Here is a 25,621-nt window from a genome sequence, read left to right on the forward strand (position 1 = left end):
ACATGCTTGAAAAAGACAATAGCCCCAGTTTAACACAGAAACTTTACCGAGCAGACCAAGTCCGAAACAATGAAAAACGCGCTGCTGAAGTCATGGGTATTGATATGTACGCCCTCATGCAACGAGCCGGCGACGCGGTATTCAAGCAAGCTATGTTGCTATTACCTAACAGCGACCATTATCTTGTATTGGTCGGCATTGGGCATAACGCGGGTGACGGATATATTGCCGCGGTCAGTGCAGCCAATGCAGGTAAAAATGTGAAGCTATGCGCCATTGAGCCTGACCGAGAAGTCACAGGTGATGTTGCACGAGCGCGCCAAGCGTGGCTCGATATTGGCGGGAAGGTGGAGCATTTCAGCGAAAAACTGCTGTTAAAAGCCGATATCGTCATCGATGCGTTATTAGGAACCGGCATTAATGGCACAGTGCGCAACGAGTTTGCAGATGTCATCGATATGCTTAACGCGTCAATCACGCCCGTAATAAGTGTGGATGTGCCAAGCGGCTTATGTGCCGATACTGGAGAGTCCCTCGGACGCTGCGTGCAGGCTGATGTCACCGTTACCTTCATTGGTATTAAAATGGGCCTAACCACGGGTGCAGGTAAACAATCATGTGGGACATTGGTCTTTGAAGATTTAGGGGTTGGAAAAACCTTTGCAAGTATTGCTAGAAGCGACGCAACCGCACTTGATATTAAACATTTTAGAGGCCTTGCTCCGCGCCCAGTGAACAGTCATAAGGGTAACCACGGTCGGTTGCTATGCATTGGTGGTAACAAAGGGATGTCAGGTGCTATCCGTTTGACATCTGAGGCGGCGCTGAGAAGCGGTGCGGGGATGGTTAAAGTATTTGCCCATCAAGACTCTATTGTGCAAATTTGTGGTGGCCGCCCGGAACTTATGGTCATCAGCACAGGTCTTCAAGAAGCGTTAGAATGGGCAACATGCGTCGTTATTGGTCCGGGTTTAGGTACTGACCAGTGGGCAAAAGAGATTTTTGATACGGTGATGGATTATTGCCAACATCATCCCAAACCTATTGTGTTTGATGCAGATGCACTAAATTTAAAGGCGGTAAACACGAGTTTTGTGGCCCTGTCAGATTGCATTATTACGCCACATTCAGGAGAGGCCGCTCGGTTACTGAATGTTGCCATAGAAGATGTTGAGTCAAATCGATTCAACTATGCACGGCAATGCGCGCAGCGATATGATGCAACATGTGTATTAAAAGGTGCTGGCAGTATCGTTGATAATCAAAAGCATTCTTGGGTATGTCGACACGGTAACCCGGGGATGGCAACAGCAGGTATGGGAGACGTGTTGGCAGGAATTTTAGGCGCGCTGGTAGCGCAGGGCTTGAACACTGATATGGCTTGCCAATTTGGTGTATCCTTGCACGCCAAAGCGGGTGATCTTGTCGCCCAGCAGTATGGTCAAAGAGGGTTGTTGGCCAGTGATTTATTTGAAACCGTAAGAGTATTAATTAACGAATGACGCAATTAGAACGATATTGTGAGTTAGAATCCGATACGCAGGCCCTTGCAATTGCGTTTGCAAAATCGCTCAAAGCGAATGACATGGCAGGTGCGGTAATCTACCTGAAAGGTGATTTAGGAGCTGGGAAAACGACTTTTAGCCGTGACTTTCTGCAGAGTTTAGGGCATGTTGGTAGCGTCAAAAGCCCTACCTATACGCTTGTTGAGCCGTATTGTATAAATGATATGGATGTTTTTCACTTTGACTTGTATCGGCTCAATGACCCAGAAGAGCTAGAATTTATGGGCATTCGCGATTATTTTAAGCATAATACGCTATGCTTAGTAGAGTGGCCTGAAAAAGGCGGTGCGATCCTGCCTCAGGCTGATGTACAAATTAACATTGATTATGAACAATCTGGTCGAAAGTTTCGTTTTAATGCGAAAACGGCGAGAGCTGAAAAATGGTTAACAGACATTATCTAACTCAGGAGTGTGAAGTTTGATAAGAAACACACCGATGATGCATCACAGCAAACCGACGGTTTTGCTGTTTTTGTTACTTTTTTTTAGCGCGATATCGCAGGCCAATAACGATGTCACCGATGTTCGTTTTGCGCAAGTCGAAGATACTAGCCGATTGGTATTAGAGCTTTCTCAAGCGCCAAGCTTTACATACTTCACTTTGAGTAATCCTAATCGCCTTGTTGTTGACCTTTCTGGCGTTGATAATTCTTTTTCACTCAGTCGACTCAACTTAAAATCAAACGTTATCGAGCGTGTGCGTCATTCTACGCCAAAATCGCCTAGCGATACTCGTCTAGTCATTGAGAGTAGTAAAAAGTTAGAGCCTAACCTTTTTATGTTGACGCCTACCGATGAGTTCCCGCATCGTTTAGTCATCGAGCTAGTTGATCCCAACCCAGAGCCACAACAATCGATTGTGAATACAGATGGTCCAGATCGTGACCGTAATATTGTTATCGTGATTGACCCAGGCCACGGCGGCGTAGATCCTGGCTCCATTGGTCCTGCTGGCACCTACGAAAAACACATCACCTTGAGCATTGGTAAAATGTTACAACGCCTAGTGGATTCAGAGCCCGGTATGAAAGCCGTTATGACGCGCAGCGGTGACTATTATATTTCTCCCAACGATAGACCTAAAATCGCAGCGAGAGAAAACGCTGACTTGCTCGTGTCTATTCACGCAGATGCTTTTACCTCGCCGCAACCGAGAGGTGGTTCGGTATGGGTACTATCAAAAGGTCGAGCCGACAGTGAGTTAGGCCGATTGTTAGAACAAACGGAACGAAGCTCAGAACTGCTTGGTCCGGCAGCAGAGGTGATTGGCGATCGTGAAACGGAACGCTACTTTGCCGAAACGATTTTCAATATGTCGATGGATTTATCTCGTGCCAGTAGCTATGAGTTGAGTAACAAAGTGATAAGAGAAATGAAAGGCGTGACGCGCATGCACAAAAGTACGCCGCAAAGTGCAAGCCTTGCAGTACTTACTGCGCCAGAAACGCCTTCAATTTTGGTTGAAGTTGGTTTTATATCTAATCCACAGGAAGAAAAAAACCTGAATTGGCAGAAACATCGAGAGCGTTTAGCTGATGCGATGTTCCAATCGGTAAAATCATTTTTCAAAAAAACGCCACCTGACGGTACCTTATGGGCTCAGTGGAAACAAAGCGAGCCACAACAGCATAGAGTGACCAGTGGCGAGTCATTGTCGCTGTTAGCGCAGCGCTACGGGGTGACAGTGAAGAGCTTAAAAGCCGAAAACAACCTCTCTACTGACATGGTACGCATTGGGCAGGTACTCACTATCCCAAGTTCTTAACATGCCAGAAAGTGCTGCACAAACCCCCTCCACTATTCATATACTACCGGCCCAGCTTGCTAACCAAATTGCCGCGGGCGAGGTAGTCGAACGCCCGGCGTCTGTGGTAAAAGAGCTGGTTGAAAACTGCCTTGATGCAAATGCTAACGAGATTCAAATTGAGATTGAGCAGGGCGGTCATAAACGCATTTTAGTAAGAGACAATGGTTCTGGCATTGCAAAAGAACAGTTGGAGCTAGCGCTAAGCCGCCATGCTACAAGTAAAATCCAAAACATCGATGATCTCGAAAACATCAGCAGTATGGGGTTTAGGGGAGAGGCGCTTGCCAGTATTAGCTCGGTGAGTCGCTTAACGCTGACGTCAAAGCCTGATGCTCAAGCGACTGCATGGCAGGCAAAAGCCGAAGGTTTAGATATGGCGGTGACCTTATCTCCCGCTGCACACCCTAAAGGTACGTCAATTGAGGTAGTGGACCTGTTTTTTAATACGCCTGCTAGACGCAAGTTTCTGCGCGCCCACAAAACAGAATTTCAGCATATCGAGCAAACGGTTAGGCGCATTGCCTTAGCTTATCCTGCTATTGCATTTAGCCTTAAACACAATGGTAAAATAGTGCATAAACTTCCCGCTGGGACTATCGAAAATAGAATATCCGCATTGTGTGGGAGTGCATTTTTACAGAGCGCCGCTCCTCTTGAGTATCGCTATCAAGATATTTCGCTACACGGATGGTGTTGCGGTATTGGCGATGGTCAAATTACCACAGAGCATCAGTATGTTTTTGTGAATCAACGGGTGATCAGAGACAAATTAGTGATGCACGCTATTCGTCAGGCTTACGAGGGCATGTTAGAAGATAATACCTATCCCGCGTACGTCCTGTTTTTAAACCTGCCTGCACATGACATGGATATTAATGTTCATCCAGCTAAGCATGAAGTCAGATTCCACCAAGCTAGGCAGGTGCACGACTTGATATTCCAAGCAGTTGGTCAAGCTATATTGCAACACCAACAGCAGATAGAACATAGCGGAGATGAGCGCTCAAAGTCGAAGCATACCACCAGCATTGACGATATCCAGCCAGCGCATGACTATATTCGTCCACTGCAACAGGCTAGTCCCCCTCGGGTAAGTGATCATAGCCCAGCGATGCAAAGTACCAGTCAAGCGCGCACTAAAAGCGCCTACTCGCCTCCTAACAGTCGCGTCAATGTTGCAGAGTCTGGGTTTGCATATCAACAATTGATGACACCGAGCAATAGCGAAAACGCGCTAACATTTGTTAATCAAGGTGAATACCTCATTGTTCAGTTGCAAGATAACTTAACCCTGTTACCCCTTGTTGCTCTTTATGCTTATGCCTTTGAGCAGCAGTTAAATCACAGCAGCACGCCTCAGCCGCTTTTAATGCCGGTGTCTGTCGCCCTACCGGATGTTTTGGAGCCTAATCTAGTCCAAGTCCTTGGGCAAGCCGGTTTTGTGGTTGAGCGCACGGCCAAAAAGTTGCGTCTTAAGGAAGTGCCTAGCGCGCTGCGCGCTCTTCCGTGGACGCCGCTGTTTACCAAATTGGTGGAGAGAACGCCCAAAGACGTGAACAAAAGAACGTTGCTTAGAGCGCTTGGCTCATATTGTATTGAGCTAAACATGCCCACAAGGGCTGAAATCAACGTGAAACTACGTCAGCTTGAACAATCTGCAATAGATGAAATGCTTAGCAACGAAGGCATTGAGATTTCTGCTGAGGCGCTTGAGCGACTGAGCAAACCTTCTCATGGCGTGAGCTCATAGATGGGCGATGTTATCGAAACACCGGTTGTATGCATAATGGGGCCCACTGCATCAGGCAAAACTGGGCTGGCGATTGAGTTAGCAAAACACATTAACGGCGAAGTGATTAGTGTCGATTCGGCGCTTATTTATCGTGAAATGGACATTGGCACCGCAAAGCCTGATGCCGCTGAACAGCAGGGCGTCAAACACTGGCTTATCGATATACGCACACCAGAGCAAGCATATTCAGTTGCCGATTTTGTAAAAGATGCTGCCCAGTGCATCGATGATATTCAATCTCGAGGCAAGGTAGCTATTCTTGCCGGCGGGACAATGATGTATTTCAACGCCTTATTAAATGGTATATCTGAAATTCCGTCGTCAGATCCTAAAATACGTGAGGCAATTACCGCCGAGCTAGCGCTTAAAGGGAGCGTTTGGCTCCACCAAGCGTTGATGCAAGTCGACCCGATAAGTGCAAACAAAATCCATCAAAATGATCCGCAGCGCCTGACTCGCGCCATGGAGGTGTATCAAAGCACCCGAATCCCATTGTCACAGTGGCAAAAGAAAAAGCAAAACATCAAGCCTTATCGCTTTATTAATTTTTCGATTATGCCTTCATTACGCAGCGATCTTCACCAGCGCATCGCGACTCGTTTTACACAAATGTTGTCAAATGGCCTTGTCGATGAAGTTAAGCAACTGCAACAAAGCTACACGCTGACGCCCGATATGCCCTCTATGCGCAGTGTTGGCTATCGTCAAACTTTACAGTACCTCAGTGGAGAGTATGATTTAAAAGACTTAGAAGAACGCGGCATCATTGCCACGCGGCAGTTGGCAAAGCGCCAAATCACATGGTTAAGAGGATGGGAAAATATCTTTGAATTAGACACGCATGCGCCTGATAATCTTGATATAGTGGTTCAAAAAGTATGTGCAATTAACCGATAATATGTTGTACACTAATCCAACAGGCATAGTGAACGGCTCGCATAATAATAATTAAGGATGTCTAATGGCTAAAGGTCAGTCTTTGCAAGACCCATTTTTAAACGCGCTTAGAAGAGAACGCATTCCCGTTTCTATTTACTTGGTGAACGGTATAAAGCTTCAGGGGCAGGTGGAGTCTTTTGACCAGTTTGTTGTACTACTGAAAAACACGGTCAGTCAAATGGTATACAAACACGCTATTTCTACCGTGGTACCATCACGTGCTTTTACAATGCCGACCAACAATGGTGAAGGCGATTCACAAGACTAAATTGGAGTGCTTAATTGTTTGATAGGTTTGAGGCGGGTGAAAACGCCGTATTGGTACACGTAGACTTTTCAAACGAGCAAAACAAGGAAGATTTACACGAATTGCAAATGCTAGTGTCATCCGCTGGTGTTAATCAAGTTGCAATCGTCACGGCCTCTCGTAACTCACCTCAGGCCAAATATTTTGTTGGTTCCGGTAAAGCCGAAGAAATTGCGTCAACCGTTAAAAGCTTAGACGCCGACGTTGTCATTTTCAATCATAGTCTCTCCCCCTCGCAAGAACGCAACCTCGAAGCGCTGATTAAGTGTCGAGTGTTGGACCGTACTAGCCTTATTTTAGATATTTTTGCCCAGCGAGCTCGCACCCACGAAGGTAAGCTTCAAGTGGAGTTAGCGCAACTGCGACATATCTCTACTCGACTAATACGCGGCTGGACGCACTTGGAGCGTCAAAAAGGTGGTATTGGATTGCGCGGTCCGGGCGAAACTCAGCTCGAGACAGATAGACGTTTATTGCGCGGCCGCATCAAAGCAATTTTAAAGCGTTTAGAGCGTGTACAAAAGCAACGCGAACAAGGGCGTCGCTCTAGAAAGCGTGCTGAAATTCCTACCGCATCTTTGGTCGGCTACACCAACGCCGGTAAATCCACCTTGTTTAACACCATAACGGATGCGGATGTTTATGCCGCGGACCAGCTCTTCGCGACATTAGATCCTACCTTGCGTAAAGTAGAGTTGGCAGAGGTTGGTTCTACTATACTAGCCGATACGGTAGGTTTTATACGCCACCTTCCCCACGATCTCGTGGCGGCATTTAAGGCAACCTTGCAAGAAACTCAAGAAGCAGATTTGCTTTTGCACGTTGTTGACTACGCAGACGCGCAATACCTTGAGAACGTTGACCAAGTCAACGAGGTACTAGCAGAAATAGGTGCCGACGAAGTACCGCAACTTATTGTGTGTAATAAAATCGACTTACTAGAAGATGTAGAGCCTAAAATCGATCGAGACCAAGATGGGCGACCAATCAGAGTTTGGGTGTCCGCACAAAAAGGCCAAGGCATTGATTTATTGAAAAAAGCCCTCACTGAATGTTTAAGAAAGTCTATGGTAAGCTATACTCTTAAGATCCCGCCTGATGAAGGACGGCTTAGAGGCATGCTTTATCAACTTAACTGTATTACTGAACAAAGTTATTCAGAGCAGGGTGATTGGGTAGTAGACGTGAAAATGTTGAGTTCAGATTGGCATAAAATAGATAAGAAAGTAGAGAACAAACTCAGTCAGTTTGTTGTCCATTGACAGTAGTCGTAATTAATTTTAAAGAACCGCAAAACTATTCATTGATAGAACTAGTATACTATTGGGTATACATAAATTCGGAGTATTAGTATGGCTTGGAATGAGCCGGGTAATAATGGCAACAATAATGACCCGTGGAAAAATCGTGGTGGTAAGGATCAAGGACCACCAGATCTTGATGATGTGCTGAAAAACCTTTTCGGTAAATTCGGTAAAGGTGGCAATGGTTCCGGTGGCTCGGGCGCTAATTTGAGCGGCAAAGGTATCGGTATCGTAGTGATTCTTGCCATTGTTATTTATGCACTGAGCGGGTTTTACACGATCAAAGAAGCGGAACGTGGCGTTATATTGCGTTTTGGTGAATTCCATTCGCTTGCACAGCCTGGTCTGCAGTGGCGTTTGACATTCGTCGACACAGTAATCCCAGTGAACGTTCAGTCTATTCGTAACCAAGCGTCTTCTGGCTCAATGCTCACCGAAGATGAAAATATGGTGAGTGTAGAGATGGAAGTTCAGTACCGCGTATTTGACCCAGAAAGATGGGTGTTTGCAGTGGTCAATCCTGAGCAAAGTTTAAGTCAAGCGTTCGATAGTGCCATTCGCTACGTAGTGGGTCATTCTGAAATGGATGAAGTGCTCACAGAAGGCCGTGAAGTAGCGCGTCAAAGAGTGTTAGAAGAGTTGCAAGGTATTATTGGGCCATACAACATGGGCGTTGATATTATCGACCTTAACTTTACCAATGCTCGTCCGCCTGAGCAGGTACGTGCAGCGTTTGACGATGCCATTGCCGCGCAGGAAGATGAAGAGCGTTTCATTCGAGAAGCAGAAGCGTATCAACGTGCAATCGAGCCAGAAGCTCGTGGACGCGTTAACCGTATGAACGAAGAAGCGCAGGCATATAAAGAGCGCGCTATCCTTGAAGCGCAGGGTGAAGTCGCTCGTTTTGAAGAGCTCTTACCACAGTATATTGCAGCACCAGAAGTAACGCGTCAGCGCATTTATCTAGAAACCTTAGAAAGCGTGTTCAGCAATACCAGTAAGATTATGGTAGATACTGATGGTGGCGGTAATTTGATGTATTTACCGCTAGATAAGATGATGGAGCAGCGTGCGGGCAGCACTGGCCGTGCAAATAACATGAACTCAACCAGCTTTGAAGAGCTCAGAGACAGTGTTAACAACAGCCCGAATGCGGCACCGATCATTAATAATAATCCGCGAGACACAAGCGGCAGACAAGGGAGAAACTAAATGAAAAACGTACTAGCTATAGTAGTCGTAGTTATTGGTGTACTTGCGTTTAACTCGTTCTTTGTTGTTGCTGAAGGTACCCGTGCGATTGTTATTACCTTTGGTAAGGTCGAGCAAACGAGCGAAGGCGAAACCTCGGTGCATGAGCCGGGTATTCACTTAAAAATACCCTTTTTCGACAGAGTAGAGCGTTTAGATTCTCGTATTCAAACACTTGATGAGAGAGCGGATCGTTTTGTAACCGTTGAGAAAGAAGATTTGATCGTTGATTCATACGTGAAGTGGAGAATTGAAGATTTTGGGCGTTACTGGTTATCTACCGGTGGCATTAAAGAAAATGCTGAAATTCTGCTCAAGCAAAAAGTGAACAACGGACTTCGTTCAGAGTTTGGTACGCGTACTATTCAACAGATTGTTTCGGGTGAGCGTAGCGAGTTGATGGATGACGCGATGACTCAAGCGTCTGGTAGTTCAGATGAGCTTGGCATTTCAATTATCGATGTGCGTGTTAAGCAAATCAACTTACCACCAGAGATCAGTAACTCCATCTTCAACCGTATGCGCGCTGAACGTGCTGCTGCAGCCCGTGAGTATCGCTCAGAAGGTCAGGAGCAAGCTGAAATCATTCGCGCAAACGTTGATGCTAAAGTCACTGTAATGCTCGCAGATGCCGAACGTAATGCAAGGCAGCTGCGCGGTGAAGGTGATGCTCAAGCAGCTCAAATTTATGCACAAACCTACTCTAAAGACCCTGAGTTTTTCAGTTTCCTAAGAAGTATGGATGCATACCGAGCTAGCTTTAACAGCAAACAAGATGTCATCGTGGTTGAGCCTGACAGCGATTTCTTCAGATATTTAAACAACCAGTCTGGTGTTAGATAACACCTAGGTTAGTTAAGATACTAAGCCGCTAATTGGAATGTAGGTAAAAACCTTTTCCCATTTAGCGGCTTTTTTGTTTCTAAAATCATCAATAATTGCCGTTTTTATGGTGTTTAATTGCATCAAATATGTAATTAAACATGAATAATCAGGATAATTTAGGTAGTATTTACAGGATAATAACAACTATAAGAGAGCGCAGTTTTGTCGTCAAACACCCCGTCATCTCCGACTCCTACAAATGAAATAGCTCAATCAGGATGGTTTTCTCGCTTCCTCGCGGGTGTTGAATGGTTAGGTAACTTGTTACCTCATCCAATTACGTTGTTTGCATCTCTTGCTTTGTTTATCGTCTTGCTCAGTGGCGTGCTTGGATACTTCGACGTGAGTGTGCTTGACCCGCGTCCTGTTGGCGCAAATGGGCGTGAAGCAGACGGCATAATCGAAGTTATTTCACTGATGAATGCTGAAGGTTTGCAGCGTATTGTCACAGGACTGGTGACCAACTTTACAGGTTTTGCACCTCTGGGCACTGTTTTGGTGGCGTTACTAGGTGTTTCAGTTGCGGAGCATTCTGGATTACTGAGCACCGTTATGCGCTCAATGGTCATGAATGCATCAAAGCAAGTGGTTACCGTGGTCATTGTGTTTGCGGGTATTGTCTCTAATACTGCCTCTGAGTTGGGCTATGTCGTGTTGATACCACTTGCAGCGATGATCTTTCACTCGCTTGGTAGGCATCCTCTGGCAGGATTAGCTGCCGCTTTTGCGGGTGTTTCCGCAGGCTATAGTGCTAACTTACTTCTCGGTACGGTCGACCCATTGCTTTCGGGTATTACTCAAGATGCTTCAAGAATGATTGACCCAGAATATGTTGTGGGCCCAGAGGTGAACTGGTACTTCATGTTTATCAGTACGTTTGTGGTGGCCATCATGGGAGCTATTGTCACCGAAAAGGTGGTTGAACCAAGGCTTGGCGTATATGACCCTTCAGAAGCCTCTATTGACTTAGGCAAGCAGCAACAAATGGATGCGCCTACTCCCCTCGAAATAAAAGCAATGAAGTGGGCTGGCGTGAGTTTTGTCTTAATGTGTGCATTGCTGGCTTTTACTATCGTCCCTGAAGATGGCATATTGCGTCATCCTGATACAGGCTTAGTGGCAGGCTCGCCATTTCTTAAGGGGATTGTAGCGTTTATTTTTGTTACCTTCGCAATTCCTGGTTTTGTCTACGGTCGCATTGCCGGAACGATGAAAAACGATCGCGACGTAATAGATGCGATGGCAAAGAGTATGAGCTCTATGGGGTTGTATATCACCCTAGTGTTCTTTGCCGCTCAATTTGTGGCCTTTTTCAAATGGACAAATTTAGGCACGGTATTAGCGGTGAAAGGAGCAGCATTTTTACAAGCCACCGGGTTTGATGGTCCTGAGGTGTTTCTTCTATTCATTCTTATGTGCGGTATCGTCAATTTATCACTGGGCAGCGCGTCTGCACAGTGGGCTGTAACAGCGCCAATTTTTGTACCTATGTTAATGCTGATTGGTTTTGCACCAGAGGTCATTCAGGCGGCTTACCGTATTGGTGACTCAGTCACTAACGTTATATCTCCGATGATGAGTTATTTTGGGTTAATCCTAGCGATTGCCGCAAAATATAAAAAGGATTTGGGGATGGGTACGCTTATAGCGACCATGCTCCCGTATACCCTCACTTTTATTGTTGGTTGGAGTATTTTGTTCTATGCCTGGGTATTTTTATTCGGATTACCGGTGGGGCCTGGGGCGGCGACCTATTACTCGCCCGTTCCATAACAGTAATTTTGTTTAATGGAAGTCCAAAGCGCTGATATGTGCGTATGCTCATATACAAATGATATTACTAAAAAGTTGATATGAAGTATCGTTCTCAAGAAGCATTTACACACGCACAAGCCGATAAAGTTGGCGTACTGATCAGTAATCTAGGTACGCCAGAAGCGCCTACTAAACAGGCGCTTCGTCCTTATTTGAAGCAATTTTTATCTGATCCGAGAGTAGTCGAAGTACCTAAGGCTATTTGGTGGTTCATTTTAAATGGCATCATTCTGAACATTCGTCCCAAGCGTTCTGCACAAGCCTATAAGACAGTTTGGACCGAAGAGGGTTCACCTCTATTAACTCATACCAAGCATCAAGCAGAAGGGCTCGCAAAGCGCTTTGAAGAAGCGCATGGCGATAACGTAATTGTAGATTTTTCGATGCGCTATGGTGAACCGTCTGTCTCCACGGCGGTAGAAAACTTACTTGCTCAAGGTGCCCGAAAAATTATTCTGTTACCGCTGTATCCACAATATTGCGCGTCAACCACCGGTTCTACCTTCGATGCTTTAGCGCATGACTTTACAAAGCGCAGATGGTTACCCGACTTTAGGTTTGTGAGTCACTATCACGACCATCCTGAATTTATCAAGTGTATGGCTGACAAAATTCAGCAGCATTGGGATGCTCATGGACGCGCCGATAAGCTTGTGTTTTCTTATCATGGGATTCCAAAACGCTACCTAACAAACGGTGACCCCTATCACTGTGAGTGTCATAAAACTTCACGCTTAATCGCGCAAGCTTTAGGGATAACGGGTGAAGAATATATGACCACATTCCAATCTCGTTTTGGTAGAGAAGAGTGGTTGAAGCCATACACCGATGAAACGCTTAAGGCGCTGCCAGATCAGGGCGTAAAGTCGCTACAAGTAGTGTGTCCTGGGTTTTCATCAGATTGTTTGGAAACCATCGAAGAAATTGGTGAAGAAAATCGTGAATACTTTATGGAATCAGGCGGCGAGCGATATGAGTATATTACCTGCTTAAATAGCGATGATGCTCATTTAGACATGCTGTTTAATTTGCTCGAAAGTAATATGCAAGGTTGGCGTGTTGGGGATGATTATCAGCAGCGCGACCAGCTAGCCAAGGCAATGGGCTCGGCAAAATGAATGACGATTTAGAGCCAACTAATCAATCTGACACTCAAGGGGATGCAGCGTTTAGAGCTCCAGATGCCCTTTTAAAGGCGCAGGAGCTGGCAAATTTGCTCGACTCAGCAGTCAAGATTCCGTTTATTGGTATACGTGTCGGTCTGGATTTTTTGGTGGGTCTAATCCCCATTATTGGCGATAGCATTATGTTGCTATCGTCATTTAGAATTGTCTATTTAGGGCATAAACTTGGCCTGCCAGATGCGCTTAAATACAAAATGGTGCGCAATGCTTTATTCGACTATTTATTGGGCTTTGTGCCAATTTTAGGAGATATCGTGGATATCTTTTTCAAGGCCAACCAACGCAACGTGAGAATAATGGAGCAATGGTGGGTGTCAGAAAACAAAGCTGAGATAGATGCCATGCAGGCAAAAATGCTCAAGCAGTGGGAAGCGCAGCAGCTAGCCGATAAATCTCAAGATTCGTAAGCATGTGCTTGTAGCGTTTCTAATGGAATGATGTCTAAGGCCTTGACGTTAGTTGCCTCGAGTACTACAGGCGGTGCGGCATTTATTGCCAACGCTTGATACCAGCGCGAGGCACATAGGCACCAACGGTCACCGTGTTTTAAGCCGGGAAAGTCATACATAGAGTTTGGGGTGATAAGGTCATTGCCGAGTGACTTGGAATAGGCTAAGAACTCATCGGTCATGATAGCGCACACGCTATGGTTGCCAACGTCGCCTGTGGGGACATAACAAAAGCCCTCGCGAGTATAGCCGGTGTTGCCACAGCACAATTGAAGTGTGCCGCCTAAAACGTTTTTTGCATTTGCCATAGCCAAGCGCCTTACATTTTTAGTCAATATGATAGATACAAGGGTATACGATGTTAGATAAAAGTCAGCTTACTTCAGTGACCCAAGATAAAGAAAATATTTCGCCCGAGGAAATCGCCAAGTTCGATAAGCTTGCTGAAACTTGGTGGGATCCTAACGGTAAGTATAAGACGGCTTTAATTTTCAATAAAGCGCGCACTGAGTATTTTATTGAGCAAATAGCTACGCATTTTGGTCGCAACCATCACTCCATAGATTGTTTAAAGGGCTTAACTATCTTAGATGTAGGCTCCGGAGGTGGATTGGTGAGCGAGGCACTAGCCAAAGCGGGCGGCATTGTTACCGGCATTGATGCAAGTGAAATGAGCGTGCAGGTAGCTAGGCGTCATGCGCAAAAAAGTAAGCTCGATATCGACTATCAGCATATGCTTGCCGAAGATATGCTAAAAACCGGTAAACAATACGACGTGGTGATCAATGCAGAGGTATTGGAGCATGTGCCAATGCCAAAAGAGTTAGTGAGAGAATGCAGCCAAATGACCAACGAAAATGGCTGTGTTGTATTGGCAACACTAAACCGCACTTTAAAGTCGTTTATTATAGGCATAGTGGGCGCTGAGTATGTTATGCGTTATTTGCCGATTGGCACGCACAATTGGCATATGTTCATTAAGCCGCTGGAGCTAAACAGCTGGGCCTCTATCAACCGTTTAAAGCTGATTGAAGAAAAGGGCATGGCATATAATCCATTTACCAAGCAGTGGCGCTTAAGCAGAGGTTTAGGTGTCAATTACATTCAAGTTTATAAGAAACTCCCCCCGCTTTGAGGAACATGCATGAAAATTTATGATACTAAAACCGCTCCCACCCCTCGCCGCGTTCGCATGTTTTTAGCGGAAAAGGGGATTGATATGGACTATGTGCAAGTGGATATTCAAGGCGGTGAAAACTTATCAAAAGAAATGCGGGCAAAAAACCCGATCGGTAAAGTCCCTATTTTAGAGCTTGATGACGGCACTTGTATTAGTGAAAGCGACGCAATATGCACTTACTTTGAAGCACTTCAACCAGAGCCCTTCTTGTTTGGTGAAACTGCCTTAGAAAAAGGCCAAGTCATGATGTGGCAGCGCCAGGTGGAGTTTTGCTTGTTCATGCAAATTGGCATGTGCTTTCAACATAGTACCGGATATTTCAAAGACCGAATGAATCCAGTGCCTGAATATGGCAAAGAAGCGGGCATTAACGCCAGCAAGTTCTTATCAGTGCTTGAGCGTCGTTTGGGCGAGAGTGAATTCATTGCCGGTGACAAATTCAGCATCGCAGATATCACGACACTTTGTGCCATCGATTTTGCACGAGTGGTGAAAATCAAGCTTAGCGACGAACAAGTGAATCTTGCACGGTGGTATGAGCAAATAAATGCTCGAAAAAGTGCTAGGGCTTAGATTACTTACAACAAAATAGTATTAATTTCTGGTGACAGCGACTTCGCTCCTGTTGGCAAACTTGCAAGACAGGATGCTTTCTCAAAAACGCGCTTTGCTCCAAGCATACAAGATAAGTCTTCGTAGAAATCTCCTGACTCAGAAACATCGCGTACACCTAAGGGAATATATCCAATCATTTCATTCCCTCTCGCTTCAATGCAACATAAACGTTATTACTCCTTTGCAAAATGCTTGTTTCCGGGGCTATTAAGCGACTGCGACTATTAAAAAGTAAACAGGCTATTGATGAGGCGGCAATAGTTTATTATGGTAGTTGCGTTGAATAATGATTGCCACGGCGCATTATTTTCTGATGATGTGTTGACTGACATTTGTGTTTAAATCAAGCCAAATAAATATTAGTAAAGTTTATGGATGAATGATGCAAGACTATAAAAGGATACTTGTTCTTACAGTTCTTGTGGCGCTAAGTGCCATTGCCACAATTTTATTTTTCAATATAGATGATAGCGCCTCAAAACAACTTGGAAATGAAGTTGTTAGTGAACAAGTTGAAAAAAGAAATGAAGTTTTTATTGAGCAAGTTGAAAAAAAAGGCATCGATGATTTAACGTCTGAAAACAAGCTCGGAGATAAAAAAGGCGAAAAGGCCATATTTGAGTTAGCGCCGTTCCCACAAGTTATTTCCAATGAAGAGCGATGTAAAGAAGTTGATTTAGCGATTCAACAAAATCAAGATGATTTGATAGATGATGTGTTAGCCACTGCAAACAAATTGTTTTTTGCTGGAGAAAAAAAAGATGTTATTGCACATGCTATCTGGTCTGAACTTGGATGGTGGAATGCTAAGGACTGGTATGTCAATGTCACTCTTTACGAAGCCATAAAACGTCATGTTGCAGACTTTGAAACTTTTAATCAGACGAGCAAGCTTCAATCTGCGCTCGCAGAGATCGAAGTTAGAAGAAATAACGACGAATATAAAGGAATATTTGATGAACTCTCTAGGGAAGAGGAGAACATATGGTCCCCAATTGATTTGACGAGCATCAATGACTCTTTAACGGCGTTTGAGTCTGATGAGGTTGTTTTAACGCAAATAGACAATGTATTGTCAGCAATTCCACAGACTGTTTTAAATAACCCAAGAATATCGATAGTTAAACCTTTCATCGTTGGTCTCATTTTAGCGAACAAACCAGATGTTGCTTTGAACTTACTTGAAAAATATCCATCTTTAAATGAAGTGACTAGCGAGTTTAGTACAGCATTTCAAAAAGAGGTTGCTGCCGCTCTATATCCGAGTTTGAATGATCAAATAGATAAAACGCGCCTTTCGAAAATCATTGAAAAAACTGGCTTGGGCTCAGCGTCCATTGTGATATATGAATTGCCGGGTTTTTTTGCGCAGCCAAATCAAAGAAAAGGAATAGAAAAGCTTAATGCTCTTGGATTTGACATAACATACAAAATAGCCAATGAACTTGAACCTCCTGAATCTCAGATAATGCTAGCCACTAAAGAATATTTTCCCGATGAGCTACTCAATGAACAAGAAACTTGTTATGCCGTTGAGGATTGGGTGGCATCCAGAGAAAAATCGCCAGATGAGTGGAACACACTCAAACAAGACAACTTTACGGAATCAGTGGTTGATTCGTTTGAATATGCAACATGCTCGGCAATGCCATTTTCACAAAAAAATGTAAAGCAAGTCAGAGATTCTGCAAGACAGGGAATTTCAAGAGTCCGTAACTTTGTAACAAAGCAAAAAGTAGCGCTTAGAGATATCGATTTTAGCCAGCTTGATATCACAGATCTTGATTCAGATGCGCAGGTAATCGTTAGCCTAGTGGTCTCTAATGAAATTTTTCAAACAGGTAAACTCAGCAAGGAAGCAATACGCAGTAAACTAATCGCCGAAAATTGGGCTCCAAACCCTAAAAGTATTTTGGTCAAACAAGCTCTGGTTGAAATCGATACAAACGGTATTTGGATTGATGAGGTCGAATATGGAAGCGACGCAAATAATTACCAACTACTTAATAAGCTTGCCGAAAAGGGAGATTTTGAAGGGTTTTCAAAGATAAAGTCAAAACTCGATTTTGAAGAACATAGTCTTTATGACCCGTTTTACTATTTTATAAAAGGGTATCGCTCGATTCAAATTTCGTTAAGCTCTTCTGATACGCTTAAATTAACAAACGGGCAAGATAAAAACAAAAGCTTCATCGAATATTTTAGGCAACAAGGAATCAACGTCTTACAACATCATAAGCGCGTGGCATACAAAAAGAAATTGAAGAACAAGTATGATTATGAGGCTCTAATCAAACATTTTCCAGAGCTAGCTATTCCCTATATGCATGATTATTTTGACGTTATTTGTGAGTAGGTGAGTGATTAATAAGATGAAAAAGTAACAAAAGAAATGGTCTTCCGTTTTGGAGGAGGCTAGCCGCACTCTTAATCGATACTTTGATTTTGGGATTGTTTGGCTGGGTTTAGGCTTTTATTTGAATACTTCTTGACCTATCCGCCCTTAAATCGAAACCATGAAATTGATGGGTTTTCCAATTGCACACAACTAAGTGCTTACAACTTTTAACGAGCCTGACCTTCCATCGAGGAAAGTAATCTTTGAACAGCCGGTTGCGTTTTACTCGCTTTCAAGTTGCTTCGCAAAGAAAGTGTCCAAAGTAAGCGGCTGTTGCTAAAGACAGCACAAAAAATAATCCTATATTGTTGATACGTAAAGGGTTGTCTTCCTAAACATCTGCTGAATTACTGGCAAATAACAAATAGTGAAGAAAAATAGCGACAGGTGCACGCGGTGTCATTAGTGCTATTTTGCTTACTGTCACTAAAAAAATAAATGATATAAATATCAATGATATAGGTGATGACATCTCTTTAGAAGGTATATTGAGTCTGTTCAAGCAGACATATTCCGATGTCTATTCTTTAGGAACGCCAAAATATCTTCCTTATGTCATTGAATTTTATGATGAATATGTTTGTGGCACGATAAGTGATATGTCGATCCTGAAGCATCAATGTTGATGCCATAACAAAATGATGAATGAAAGGAGACTACCATGTCATTATCAAGAAAATTAACTGCATTTACTCTATCAGGCCTTTTCGTTGCTTGCCTAACTACCCAAGCGTTAGCGTCAGAAACACTCTTTAATACATTAGACGTTGATCAAAGTGGCAGTATCTCTAAAACTGAAGCAAACGCACATTCAGATTTAACTAAAATCTTTAGTGAAGTTGATGCAAACGGCGATGGCGAAATCAGTTACGATGAGTTTACCGCTGCAGGTTTAGACGAGTAGTATTTTCCGTGAGGGCTCTTCGATAAGGGCTCTCGCTCTTTACTTCTAGGCGCCCCATATTTTGCTTATACGAGACTTATTCACTGCTCCCTTCTAATAGGTAGGCCTCTTCCATAAGATAACATTCGCCAAATCCATTCTACAGGTCCATATGCGAAGCGTGCAAACCACAGGTTAGATACAGTAATTTGTAAAACAAAAACTACAATGGCGATGGCGGCTAAACTCAAGGGCCCACCCTTTAAGTGTAAGCCAAAGCCAATGCCATAAAATATGCTAATGCCTAAGAATGTTTGCAATAGATAATTAGACAAAGCCATCCGCCCGGGCGCCGTAAACACGCTTAATATCGATGGGTACTTACGCCACAACAACGTAAATACGGCGATATATGCAAAGGCGAGGGGAAAGACCGCAAGCATATAAGCAATCACCGATAAAAACCCATCTAAGGAATGTGGTTGAAATGAGTTGAGCCCAGATAGATTGGCGTATGCAACAGTTGAGGGTAAGCCAACAATTAAGCCAAATAAAATAGTCTTTTTTAATAGCGCCGTGTTTTCTAGTAACTTACCGGCAATCAGCTGACGTCCCGCCCACATGCCAATCAACATAATGCCTAATACTTTTGGTATACGCCAAGTATCAAAATAATATCCAACCCTGCCAATGGAAATTTCCATGTTTAATTCAAAATAACGAACAATACTGTTGGTATGGACTACTTCGTAGAAGCCTGCAAAAAAACCACTTATATCATCGCTACCATCCACTAAATAACTCGCAACTTGATACAAACCTAAAGATGGATCGATACCGAGCTTCCAAAATAAGTAATATCCGGGAATAGGCACTATAAACAAAATCGCAGCAATGAGTAACAGACTCCGGTCAGCACATTTGCGCATAAAGAACAGCACGAAGCCTAGTAATGCATAAAGAAAAAGAATGTCGCCAACCCAAAATAAACACATATGCATCAAGCTAATAAGCAACAAGATACTAAGTCTGCGAAGATATAAGCTATTAGCTTTGGCAGCGACCTTGTTCTCTAAGCGCGATAATTGTAATGCGAAGCCCAAGCCGAATAAAAAGGAGAAAATAGTATAAAAGCGACCATCAATAACCATCAGGATAAAGGCGTCGTAAATATATGCGCCCCCTATGGCCGACTTTGCTTGTGAATCTAGGAACAGCCATCCAGCAAAATATTGCACATTCGCAAAAAAAATGCCGAATAAAGCAAGCCCGCGTAGGGCATCTAAAATATCATAACGTGTGCTTGCCGGTATTGGGACGGCATCGGCAGCGGCCGGATTGGGTCCATTCATCGTTTCATGCTTCCTATTTATTTTGCAGCTACTTTAATCAGCGCCAATTTAGAAGATCAGTCTGCTATTTTTTTATATACGACGCCTTCTTTCATAACAAAGCTGATGTTTTGCAAAATAGTGATATCGTCAAGTGGATTGCCGTTTACTGCGACAATATCACCCCATTTACCGGCTTCTAAGCTGCCTAACTCATTGAGTTTGCCTAAATTCTCAGCCCCTGAGAGCGTCCCGGCAATTATCGCCTCCATTGGAGTCATGCCACCGTATTTAACCAGTAGTTCAAATTCCTTGGCATTATCACCATGAGGCCCCACGCCTGCATCGGTGGACAACGCAATTTTAACCCCCGCTTTATGGGCTTTTTCAACATACGTTCTGACTACGGTCATCGCTTGCTCTGCTTTTACGCGTTGGTTGTCGGTTAAAAAACTATTGGGATCGTTAAGTGCAGGTTCGAGGGATGAAAAGGCTGAAAGCGTTGGCGATAAATAGGCATCGTTAGCAATAAATAAACGAATGCTTTCTTCATCTAAAAAAGTACCGTGTTCAATGGTGTTTGCCCCTGCCTTGAGTGCCGCATTTATGCCTTCTGCACCATGTGCGTGAGCAGCTATCCTGCGCCCCATGAGTTTGGCTGTGTCCATAATGGCAGTTAACTCATCTTCAAAAAACTGCTGCTCTAAACCTGCATTACTGTCAGACATGACCCCTGCGGTGGCCGTTAATTTGATATGGTCAGCTTTACGCCTAATTTGATCCCTCACTGCTTTGCGACACTCTGCAACCCCGTCGCATACTCCTGATGTGCGCAATACATCAGCCACAGGTTCTTTAAAGCTGTGAGTAAAATCGCCATGACCGCCGTTAATGGCAATAGGATTGCCGGCAACAAAAGTTCTTGGACCAATAATGTAACCAGCATTGATGCCGTCTCTCACTGCAAAGATGGCATCATCAGTGAATGCGCCCATATCTCGCACGCTTGTAAAACCCGCCATCAGGGTATCGCGGGCATGTTTAGCGCCTAGCATCGCGGTATCAGCGTCTGACATTTGCACCCAGCTTAAGGCCGCACCGGGCGCTAATGCTAAGGTTAAGTGCACATGGCCATCAATAAAACCTGGCATAACAAAGTGGTTTTTTAAATTGTGAATTTCAAGGGAATCGCTATTGCCGAACGCCAAGTCATCAGCATCGATGTAGCCATTTTCAATACCGTAGACTTTACCGTCTTTTAAGATGACGCTTTGCTCTTCAGCGACGGCCTCGCCCGGCACCGCTAGCAGTTTGCCTGCGTGAATAATGTCCCATTGTGCAGCGTGAACTTGCGTTAGGCTTGTGAGTAGGCATAGGAGGGTAATGATTTTAAAAGATGTCATGGAAACGTCCTTATTTACAACACTGGTGAAGTCCGGTTAGCCCTGTGCTTGCAGGTACAACACATAACGAAATCAATAATCTAGAAGAAAGTGAGCGGGTTCTCAATATTGCTAGCGTCAAAGTATCGTCATTTTTACGCTAACGGTGTTGTAAGCCCTATAACTCTCTAATATCTTTTGCTACAAACATGAGTTCGTTGATGAACAACCTTGAATCCCAATATGGGGAAATACAATCTGCCATGAGTGATAAAGCGGTCAATGCACTAAATTGCCCACAGCGGTTTAGTAGACTTGCTAAACGGCGGGAAACCGGGCACCAAACTTTATGTTAACTGTGCGCTTGATTACGCTGCTCTTAACCACAATGCAATGTGAAACACTTTGCCGTTTCATTAGGGTTGCAGTAACCTAATAGCCGCCGATATCGCGAACATAAAGGAAGCTTCATAATGATTTTACGCCGTTTAGCAGGCGCCATCCGTCGTCAGGATTGGTTTACTGTTCTGATTGAAATCATGATAGTGGTCATCGGTGTTGTTCTTGCGTTGCAAGTACAGCAATGGGCGCAAGATCGCGCAGACAGGCAAACAGAAGCGGCCTACTTATCTCGTCTTTATGATGAGGTGCTTGCACTACAGGCGACTCGTACACGCCTAATAGAATTTCGCGACAACGTGTATGCAAGCGCCACTTCAGCCGCTCCGGTTGTATTAGGTTTAGATGATCGAACGCTCACCAAGGAAGAATGCTTCGGTTTGGGTTATTTATCAATACTTTCCAATCCAACAAGCGATCTTGCCATTTTAAACGAACTGCAAACAACAGGGCGTTTATATTTGGTGCAGGACGAAAAGCTAAAATTATTAATTCGCAGTTATCTCTTGCAAGCCGCACGTGCACGAGACATTAACGAGGCAGTTTTTCGCAACGCTACAACTTCAGGCTTGATGCCACGCTATCCGGAATTATTAAGAATTTCCGAGAACGCATCGCCGGAAGCAGTTGATGTCGATGCCTTTATTTGTGACACAATAAAAATGAGAAGTAATCTGGAATTTCGTAGCCGGCTTCAGTTTATGCGAGCAGGATATAATCAACACCTTAATGCTATTCGCTCCCTTCAATCCAGCTTAAACGATCTGCGTTTAGCGCTTGAAGATGTGCTTGAATAATCGCGGCCTGCAAGTGATGGTTGATAGTTGCATACGAGTCATAAACATTTTTTATTAAATAACTGATATTCAACTCAGTTAAGTACTGCCAATAAGGTCAAAAATCATGCTTTTACGAAGAATAAGCCTACATATCAAAGCGCAAAATTGGACCGCAGTAGCCTTGGATTTCGTTATTGTGGTAATTGGCGTCGTCATTGGTATTCAAGTAGCCAATTGGAATGAAGACAGGGTGGCTCATCAAGAGCGAGCTGAACAGCTAGTTGGCCTTCATGCTGAATTTGTTGAGAACGTTTCGCTATTTGAAGCCTATATAAGCAAACTCAACGAACAGGCTGATGATATTGCCAGCCTGAGAAGAATAATTGTTGAGCCTGATATTGAATTTAATGCAGTAGATGTCAACCGTATGCTTATGAACGTAACGAGTGTTCCACCTTTTACGGTAAACAGAACCACGTTTGTTGAGATTGAGCAAAGTGGTGGGTTTCGTGAGTTGTCGAGTTCCGATTTAAGAACGCGCTTGGTAAATTGGAATAACGCTTACAAACGGCTGTTGAGAGGTGAAAGAGACACTATAGAACAACGGGATTTTAATCTTATACCGTATTTAGTGTCCGACCTTTCTTTTGGGGCAATAGCGCCGTATTTTTTATTTTTAGACGATAAAACCCCAACAGGGCCATCTCAAAACACAGCAGAGATGATAGTGGGCAATCGCCAGTTGGATAATCTTCTGGTATTGAGGCTAGGCAATACAATGGCTTGCGCATTTTATGCTGAACAACTACTTGAAGAAACCATCAAGATTTTAGAACAATTAGAGGCGGAAGGACTCTCGTCTTAGTTACAAATCTAAGCAGAGGAATTAACGGGATAGTCTAAGATATTCATTAATATCAAAGCCACAGAGGAGGTTTATATGACACTGGATCAAATAGCGCAAATTGCGCAGATAGTGGGTGTGATTATCGTAGCCATAACCCTGATTTACCTGACGATTCAAATCAAACAGGGTGCTGCGCAGCTTCGTTCTGAGACTCGTCAAACGCAACTCGAAAATGACCAAACAGGTGTCTACAAATTCGTCGAGTTTCCGGAACTGGGGCGAATTTTCTCTCAAGAAGAAACGCCAACGTTTTCAGAGAAAACGCAATTATTTTTTTGGATGATTGGACAGATGCGCGCCAGAGAATATGAATGGTTGCAGTACAAGAGCGGCGTTATGGATCAAAGCTCGTGGGAAACGTACCGCGATGTGATCCATTTCGTGCTAGGAACAGATCGGGCTCGAGCCTTGTGGGGGATTTGCGCGGTTTACTTTAATCCTGAATTCGTCGAGATGGTTGAAGGCATGCTCGCAAATGTCGATACAACCGATCTGTGGGACCGATTGGCAGACATCAAATAGTTGGCAAGGTAGTGACAAAGCCCCTCGTTGTAAGAACAAATGGCTTCCCAAGCTTGGAATTTGAACGGGTCTAATTTATCAGCACAGCCGGAGAGTGTATTGTATGAGAGAACAAAAGGTATTCAAATGGAAACGCCTCTTGGTAGAAAGTTCTGCGATAGTCGCCAGCATACTGATGGCATTTGCAATTGATGCTTGGTGGGACAATCGAGAATCCCAAAAGAGTCTAAACATGGAGCTCACTAGTGTCCTTGACGAGCTTCGAGAAAACCAAGCACTGGTAGAATTAGAAATCGCTGTGCTAGGCAGAATCACCCTTGCAAGACAGTCATTGCTGGATGCAATGCAAGCCAGCGAGAAGGACGCCTATGTTACTGTCCCTGCCTCACTCGCCTGGCTAGGCACAGCGCCGTCACCTACTTTAGATGCGTCATTCGGTGCGCTCGATGCTTTGGTATCGTCTGGACGCATGGCTAAAATCGATGATCCGGTACTTCGTTCAGGTCTCGCTGGAATCAAATCCGAATTTGAAGATGCATTGGACGAAGAGCTTGAAGCTAGATCGGCTTACAAAGCCTTGGCTCTGCCATTACTTATAGAGAAAAGTGATTTACGAGCCTTATATCAAGACGACGTTGAGTATATTGAACTGCTGTATTCATCTGGTGCTAAGGCAGAAATTCCGGCAAAAGGGAGTTTTGAGTATCCAAACAGCAAGGCGATGCGCAACGCCATAGCCGAAACTAACTCTTGGTACTTAACTGCGCGCGTTGAAATGAGCATATTATTAAGCGACATTGAGGCTTTGGTCGCGCGGCTTGAGAAGGAGGTGCAGTAATGATTAGATTTTTTAGAAAAATATGACTACGTCTCTTAAGCGAAAACAAGACCAGAAAATATCTTAAATATACCATTGGCGAGATAGCATTAGTAATGATAGGTATTCTGTTAGCGTTGCAAGTCAATAGTGAGCTGAGGTTCAATATTGCAAGCGTCAAAGTAGCGTCATTTTTACTCTGGGAATAAAGCAAGCGATATTACGCTGCGTGGGACATTAGCTCCATGAACCTAGGCTGCTTCACATGCCTTTATAAGCTGGATTACGCTCTCGTGTCTTATCGCTCTCAAACCTTGATGTATTGATAATTTGGCAATAGCGCCGTTTAAAAAAGTCAATTTCACTTTTACGCCCTGCTTGTAGATCCTGATACATCGACGAGTGATGCCTTTGCGCGCGCGGAAAGATGAACGGGCTAAGCACTTTGTCTACGTATTGCTGCCCGTTTTCAGCTGGTTTGTAATTGTATGCACTTGCAAAGGCTGCCAAGGTCTCGTCTGCCAAGCCAACAATAAGTTCTCTGGAGTGGGTGTTTTCAAGAAGTTCGCCATAGCTTTAATTCTGGATATCTACAGGTTTGAATCAAAATGACGCTACTTTGACGCTACTTTGACGCTTGCGCTATTGTAGTCTCAATAACTTTCTCATATCTTTTTTGATGACAAAAGCTAGCCAGCTATCAAAGGAAGATTCAATAATGACACTCCACAAAAAAACCTATCGAAATGGACCTTTTAAAGATTTTATAGCACAAGGTACTCAAGTAGGAAACGTGCTTTATATGGCAGGGCAAGTAGGGATTGACGATAACGGAATAACACCAGATAGCATTGCTGAACAAACCGCCATTGCTTACTCAAATATGAAACATGTTCTATCGCAATTTGGTGCAACTATGGAAAATATTGTTGATGAAACCTTTTTCGTCACAGATATGAATGCCTTGATGGATAACGTCGAAGCCGTATATGGGGAAAGAGAATCTGCATACGGAAGTATGCCCGAGGTTAGCCAAACTGTTGTGCAGGTAGTTGCGCTCGTTCAGCCCGAACTACTAATTGAAATTAAATGCATTGCTCATCTGTAG

25 protein-coding genes and 1 pseudogene are annotated in these 25,621 nt (G+C 44.0%); 21 read left to right on the plus strand and 5 right to left on the minus strand.

Features of this window, described 5'->3' with window-relative positions; all coding sequences use genetic code 11:
- Positions 1-2 precede the first annotated feature (2 nt).
- The 12 genes from KJ365_RS03690 to KJ365_RS03745 all read left to right on the plus strand — a co-directional run bounded on the left by KJ365_RS03690 (position 3) and on the right by KJ365_RS03745 (position 13,258).
- Positions 3-1,502 (plus strand): NAD(P)H-hydrate dehydratase, encoded by a 1,500-nt coding sequence (locus KJ365_RS03690; RefSeq protein ID WP_214450287.1) that lies wholly within the window; start codon positions 3-5, stop codon positions 1,500-1,502.
- Positions 1,499-1,969 (plus strand): tRNA (adenosine(37)-N6)-threonylcarbamoyltransferase complex ATPase subunit type 1 TsaE, encoded by a 471-nt coding sequence (gene tsaE / locus KJ365_RS03695; RefSeq protein ID WP_214450288.1) that lies wholly within the window; start codon positions 1,499-1,501, stop codon positions 1,967-1,969. Before KJ365_RS03690 ends, tsaE begins: the two co-directional genes overlap by 4 nt.
- 34 nt (positions 1,970-2,003) lie before the next feature.
- Positions 2,004-3,332: an N-acetylmuramoyl-L-alanine amidase gene (locus KJ365_RS03700; protein ID WP_502793479.1), complete on the plus strand. Its 1,329-nt coding sequence runs from the start codon at positions 2,004-2,006 to the stop codon at positions 3,330-3,332.
- Between the two features lies 1 nt (position 3,333).
- Complete coding sequence (gene mutL, locus KJ365_RS03705; RefSeq protein ID WP_214450289.1) at positions 3,334-5,124, plus strand: DNA mismatch repair endonuclease MutL; 1,791 nt, start codon at positions 3,334-3,336, stop codon at positions 5,122-5,124.
- On the plus strand, positions 5,125-6,063 hold the full coding sequence (gene miaA, locus KJ365_RS03710) for a tRNA (adenosine(37)-N6)-dimethylallyltransferase MiaA (protein ID WP_214450290.1): 939 nt from the start codon (positions 5,125-5,127) through the stop codon (positions 6,061-6,063).
- Between the two features lie 64 nt (positions 6,064-6,127).
- Entirely contained in the window at positions 6,128-6,373 is a 246-nt protein-coding gene (hfq, locus tag KJ365_RS03715) for an RNA chaperone Hfq (protein ID WP_214450291.1), read from the plus strand.
- A gap of 14 nt (positions 6,374-6,387) precedes the next feature.
- Complete coding sequence (hflX, locus tag KJ365_RS03720; RefSeq protein WP_214450292.1) at positions 6,388-7,674, plus strand: ribosome rescue GTPase HflX; 1,287 nt, start codon at positions 6,388-6,390, stop codon at positions 7,672-7,674.
- A gap of 90 nt (positions 7,675-7,764) precedes the next feature.
- Positions 7,765-8,928: an FtsH protease activity modulator HflK gene (gene hflK, locus KJ365_RS03725; RefSeq protein WP_214450293.1), complete on the plus strand. Its 1,164-nt coding sequence runs from the start codon at positions 7,765-7,767 to the stop codon at positions 8,926-8,928.
- Entirely contained in the window at positions 8,929-9,810 is an 882-nt protein-coding gene (gene hflC, locus KJ365_RS03730; RefSeq protein WP_214450294.1) for a protease modulator HflC, read from the plus strand.
- 204 nt (positions 9,811-10,014) lie between these two features.
- Complete coding sequence (locus KJ365_RS03735) at positions 10,015-11,625, plus strand: AbgT family transporter (RefSeq protein WP_250884005.1); 1,611 nt, start codon at positions 10,015-10,017, stop codon at positions 11,623-11,625.
- Positions 11,626-11,705: 80 nt separating this feature from the next.
- Positions 11,706-12,785, plus strand: a complete 1,080-nt coding sequence (gene hemH, locus KJ365_RS03740; protein ID WP_214450295.1) for a ferrochelatase — start codon at positions 11,706-11,708, stop codon at positions 12,783-12,785.
- Positions 12,782-13,258: a DUF4112 domain-containing protein gene (locus tag KJ365_RS03745; protein ID WP_214450296.1), complete on the plus strand. Its 477-nt coding sequence runs from the start codon at positions 12,782-12,784 to the stop codon at positions 13,256-13,258. The genes hemH and KJ365_RS03745 overlap by 4 nt, the downstream gene beginning before the upstream one ends.
- On the opposite strand, the gene KJ365_RS03750 is transcribed toward KJ365_RS03745, so the two are convergent.
- Positions 13,246-13,608: a DUF2237 family protein gene (locus tag KJ365_RS03750; protein WP_214450297.1), complete on the minus strand. Its 363-nt coding sequence runs from the start codon at positions 13,606-13,608 to the stop codon at positions 13,246-13,248. The two genes, KJ365_RS03745 and KJ365_RS03750, sit on opposite strands and share 13 nt — an antisense overlap.
- Positions 13,609-13,658: 50 nt before the next feature.
- On the opposite strand from KJ365_RS03750, the gene ubiG reads away from it, so the two are divergent.
- Entirely contained in the window at positions 13,659-14,435 is a 777-nt protein-coding gene (gene ubiG, locus KJ365_RS03755) for a bifunctional 2-polyprenyl-6-hydroxyphenol methylase/3-demethylubiquinol 3-O-methyltransferase UbiG (RefSeq protein ID WP_214450298.1), read from the plus strand.
- A gap of 9 nt (positions 14,436-14,444) precedes the next feature.
- Positions 14,445-15,053 (plus strand): glutathione S-transferase family protein, encoded by a 609-nt coding sequence (locus KJ365_RS03760; RefSeq protein WP_214450299.1) that lies wholly within the window; start codon positions 14,445-14,447, stop codon positions 15,051-15,053.
- A gap of 5 nt (positions 15,054-15,058) precedes the next feature.
- Here KJ365_RS03760 and KJ365_RS03765 read toward each other — a convergent pair whose 3' ends face one another.
- Entirely contained in the window at positions 15,059-15,232 is a 174-nt protein-coding gene (locus KJ365_RS03765) for a VOC family protein (RefSeq protein WP_214450300.1), read from the minus strand.
- A gap of 245 nt (positions 15,233-15,477) precedes the next feature.
- On the opposite strand from KJ365_RS03765, the gene KJ365_RS03770 reads away from it, so the two are divergent.
- Both KJ365_RS03770 and KJ365_RS03775 read left to right on the plus strand, forming a co-directional pair.
- Positions 15,478-17,451: a hypothetical protein gene (locus KJ365_RS03770; protein ID WP_214450301.1), complete on the plus strand. Its 1,974-nt coding sequence runs from the start codon at positions 15,478-15,480 to the stop codon at positions 17,449-17,451.
- 703 nt (positions 17,452-18,154) lie between these two features.
- Positions 18,155-18,397 (plus strand): EF-hand domain-containing protein, encoded by a 243-nt coding sequence (locus tag KJ365_RS03775; protein WP_214450302.1) that lies wholly within the window; start codon positions 18,155-18,157, stop codon positions 18,395-18,397.
- Positions 18,398-18,477: 80 nt separating this feature from the next.
- Here KJ365_RS03775 and KJ365_RS03780 read toward each other — a convergent pair whose 3' ends face one another.
- Together KJ365_RS03780 and KJ365_RS03785 are read right to left on the minus strand one after the other, a co-directional pair.
- Positions 18,478-19,728, minus strand: coding sequence for a DUF418 domain-containing protein (locus tag KJ365_RS03780; RefSeq protein WP_214450303.1), 1,251 nt, complete (start codon positions 19,726-19,728; stop codon positions 18,478-18,480).
- A 56-nt stretch (positions 19,729-19,784) separates the two neighbouring features.
- Entirely contained in the window at positions 19,785-21,110 is a 1,326-nt protein-coding gene (locus tag KJ365_RS03785; RefSeq protein ID WP_214450304.1) for a metal-dependent hydrolase family protein, read from the minus strand.
- A 452-nt stretch (positions 21,111-21,562) separates the two neighbouring features.
- Between KJ365_RS03785 and KJ365_RS03790 the strand changes: the two genes are divergently transcribed.
- The 4 genes from KJ365_RS03790 (at position 21,563) to KJ365_RS03805 (ending at position 24,534) form a co-directional block, all read left to right on the plus strand.
- Positions 21,563-22,285, plus strand: coding sequence for a hypothetical protein (locus tag KJ365_RS03790; protein ID WP_214450305.1), 723 nt, complete (start codon positions 21,563-21,565; stop codon positions 22,283-22,285).
- Between the two features lie 106 nt (positions 22,286-22,391).
- A complete protein-coding gene (locus KJ365_RS03795) occupies positions 22,392-23,132 on the plus strand; it encodes a hypothetical protein (RefSeq protein WP_214450306.1) in 741 nt (246 codons plus the stop codon).
- Between the two features lie 75 nt (positions 23,133-23,207).
- Entirely contained in the window at positions 23,208-23,696 is a 489-nt protein-coding gene (locus tag KJ365_RS03800; RefSeq protein ID WP_214450307.1) for a hypothetical protein, read from the plus strand.
- A 103-nt stretch (positions 23,697-23,799) separates the two neighbouring features.
- A complete protein-coding gene (locus KJ365_RS03805; protein ID WP_214450308.1) occupies positions 23,800-24,534 on the plus strand; it encodes a hypothetical protein in 735 nt (244 codons plus the stop codon).
- Positions 24,535-24,774: 240 nt separating this feature from the next.
- Here KJ365_RS03805 and KJ365_RS03810 read toward each other — a convergent pair.
- Positions 24,775-25,074, minus strand: a pseudogene (locus tag KJ365_RS03810) (ketopantoate reductase family protein); the annotation flags it as partial.
- A 157-nt stretch (positions 25,075-25,231) separates the two neighbouring features.
- On the opposite strand from KJ365_RS03810, the gene KJ365_RS03815 reads away from it, so the two are divergent.
- Positions 25,232-25,621, plus strand: a complete 390-nt coding sequence (locus KJ365_RS03815) for a RidA family protein (RefSeq protein ID WP_214450309.1) — start codon at positions 25,232-25,234, stop codon at positions 25,619-25,621.

This window comes from Glaciecola sp. XM2, from assembly GCF_018595715.1.
GTDB lineage: Bacteria > Pseudomonadota > Gammaproteobacteria > Enterobacterales > Alteromonadaceae > Glaciecola.

Coding starts and splice junctions, on each gene's coding strand:
- hflK (WP_214450293.1), top strand. CDS start 7,765: ATGGCTTGGAATGAGCCGGGTAATAATGGCAACAATAATGACCCGTGG.
- tsaE (WP_214450288.1), top strand. CDS start 1,499: ATGACGCAATTAGAACGATATTGTGAGTTAGAATCCGATACGCAGGCC.
- hfq (WP_214450291.1), top strand. CDS start 6,128: ATGGCTAAAGGTCAGTCTTTGCAAGACCCATTTTTAAACGCGCTTAGA.
- KJ365_RS03690 (WP_214450287.1), top strand. CDS start 3: ATGCTTGAAAAAGACAATAGCCCCAGTTTAACACAGAAACTTTACCGA.
- KJ365_RS03700 (WP_502793479.1), top strand. CDS start 2,004: ATGATGCATCACAGCAAACCGACGGTTTTGCTGTTTTTGTTACTTTTT.
- KJ365_RS03805 (WP_214450308.1), top strand. CDS start 23,800: ATGAGAGAACAAAAGGTATTCAAATGGAAACGCCTCTTGGTAGAAAGT.
- KJ365_RS03785 (WP_214450304.1), bottom strand. CDS start 21,110: ATGACATCTTTTAAAATCATTACCCTCCTATGCCTACTCACAAGCCTA.
- KJ365_RS03760 (WP_214450299.1), top strand. CDS start 14,445: ATGAAAATTTATGATACTAAAACCGCTCCCACCCCTCGCCGCGTTCGC.
- KJ365_RS03790 (WP_214450305.1), top strand. CDS start 21,563: ATGATTTTACGCCGTTTAGCAGGCGCCATCCGTCGTCAGGATTGGTTT.
- ubiG (WP_214450298.1), top strand. CDS start 13,659: ATGTTAGATAAAAGTCAGCTTACTTCAGTGACCCAAGATAAAGAAAAT.
- miaA (WP_214450290.1), top strand. CDS start 5,125: ATGGGCGATGTTATCGAAACACCGGTTGTATGCATAATGGGGCCCACT.
- KJ365_RS03745 (WP_214450296.1), top strand. CDS start 12,782: ATGAATGACGATTTAGAGCCAACTAATCAATCTGACACTCAAGGGGAT.
- KJ365_RS03765 (WP_214450300.1), bottom strand. CDS start 15,232: ATGATTGGATATATTCCCTTAGGTGTACGCGATGTTTCTGAGTCAGGA.
- KJ365_RS03770 (WP_214450301.1), top strand. CDS start 15,478: ATGCAAGACTATAAAAGGATACTTGTTCTTACAGTTCTTGTGGCGCTA.
- hflC (WP_214450294.1), top strand. CDS start 8,929: ATGAAAAACGTACTAGCTATAGTAGTCGTAGTTATTGGTGTACTTGCG.
- KJ365_RS03795 (WP_214450306.1), top strand. CDS start 22,392: ATGCTTTTACGAAGAATAAGCCTACATATCAAAGCGCAAAATTGGACC.
- hemH (WP_214450295.1), top strand. CDS start 11,706: ATGAAGTATCGTTCTCAAGAAGCATTTACACACGCACAAGCCGATAAA.
- mutL (WP_214450289.1), top strand. CDS start 3,334: ATGCCAGAAAGTGCTGCACAAACCCCCTCCACTATTCATATACTACCG.
- KJ365_RS03800 (WP_214450307.1), top strand. CDS start 23,208: ATGACACTGGATCAAATAGCGCAAATTGCGCAGATAGTGGGTGTGATT.
- KJ365_RS03750 (WP_214450297.1), bottom strand. CDS start 13,608: ATGGCAAATGCAAAAAACGTTTTAGGCGGCACACTTCAATTGTGCTGT.
- KJ365_RS03815 (WP_214450309.1), top strand. CDS start 25,232: ATGACACTCCACAAAAAAACCTATCGAAATGGACCTTTTAAAGATTTT.
- KJ365_RS03775 (WP_214450302.1), top strand. CDS start 18,155: ATGTCATTATCAAGAAAATTAACTGCATTTACTCTATCAGGCCTTTTC.
- KJ365_RS03780 (WP_214450303.1), bottom strand. CDS start 19,728: ATGAATGGACCCAATCCGGCCGCTGCCGATGCCGTCCCAATACCGGCA.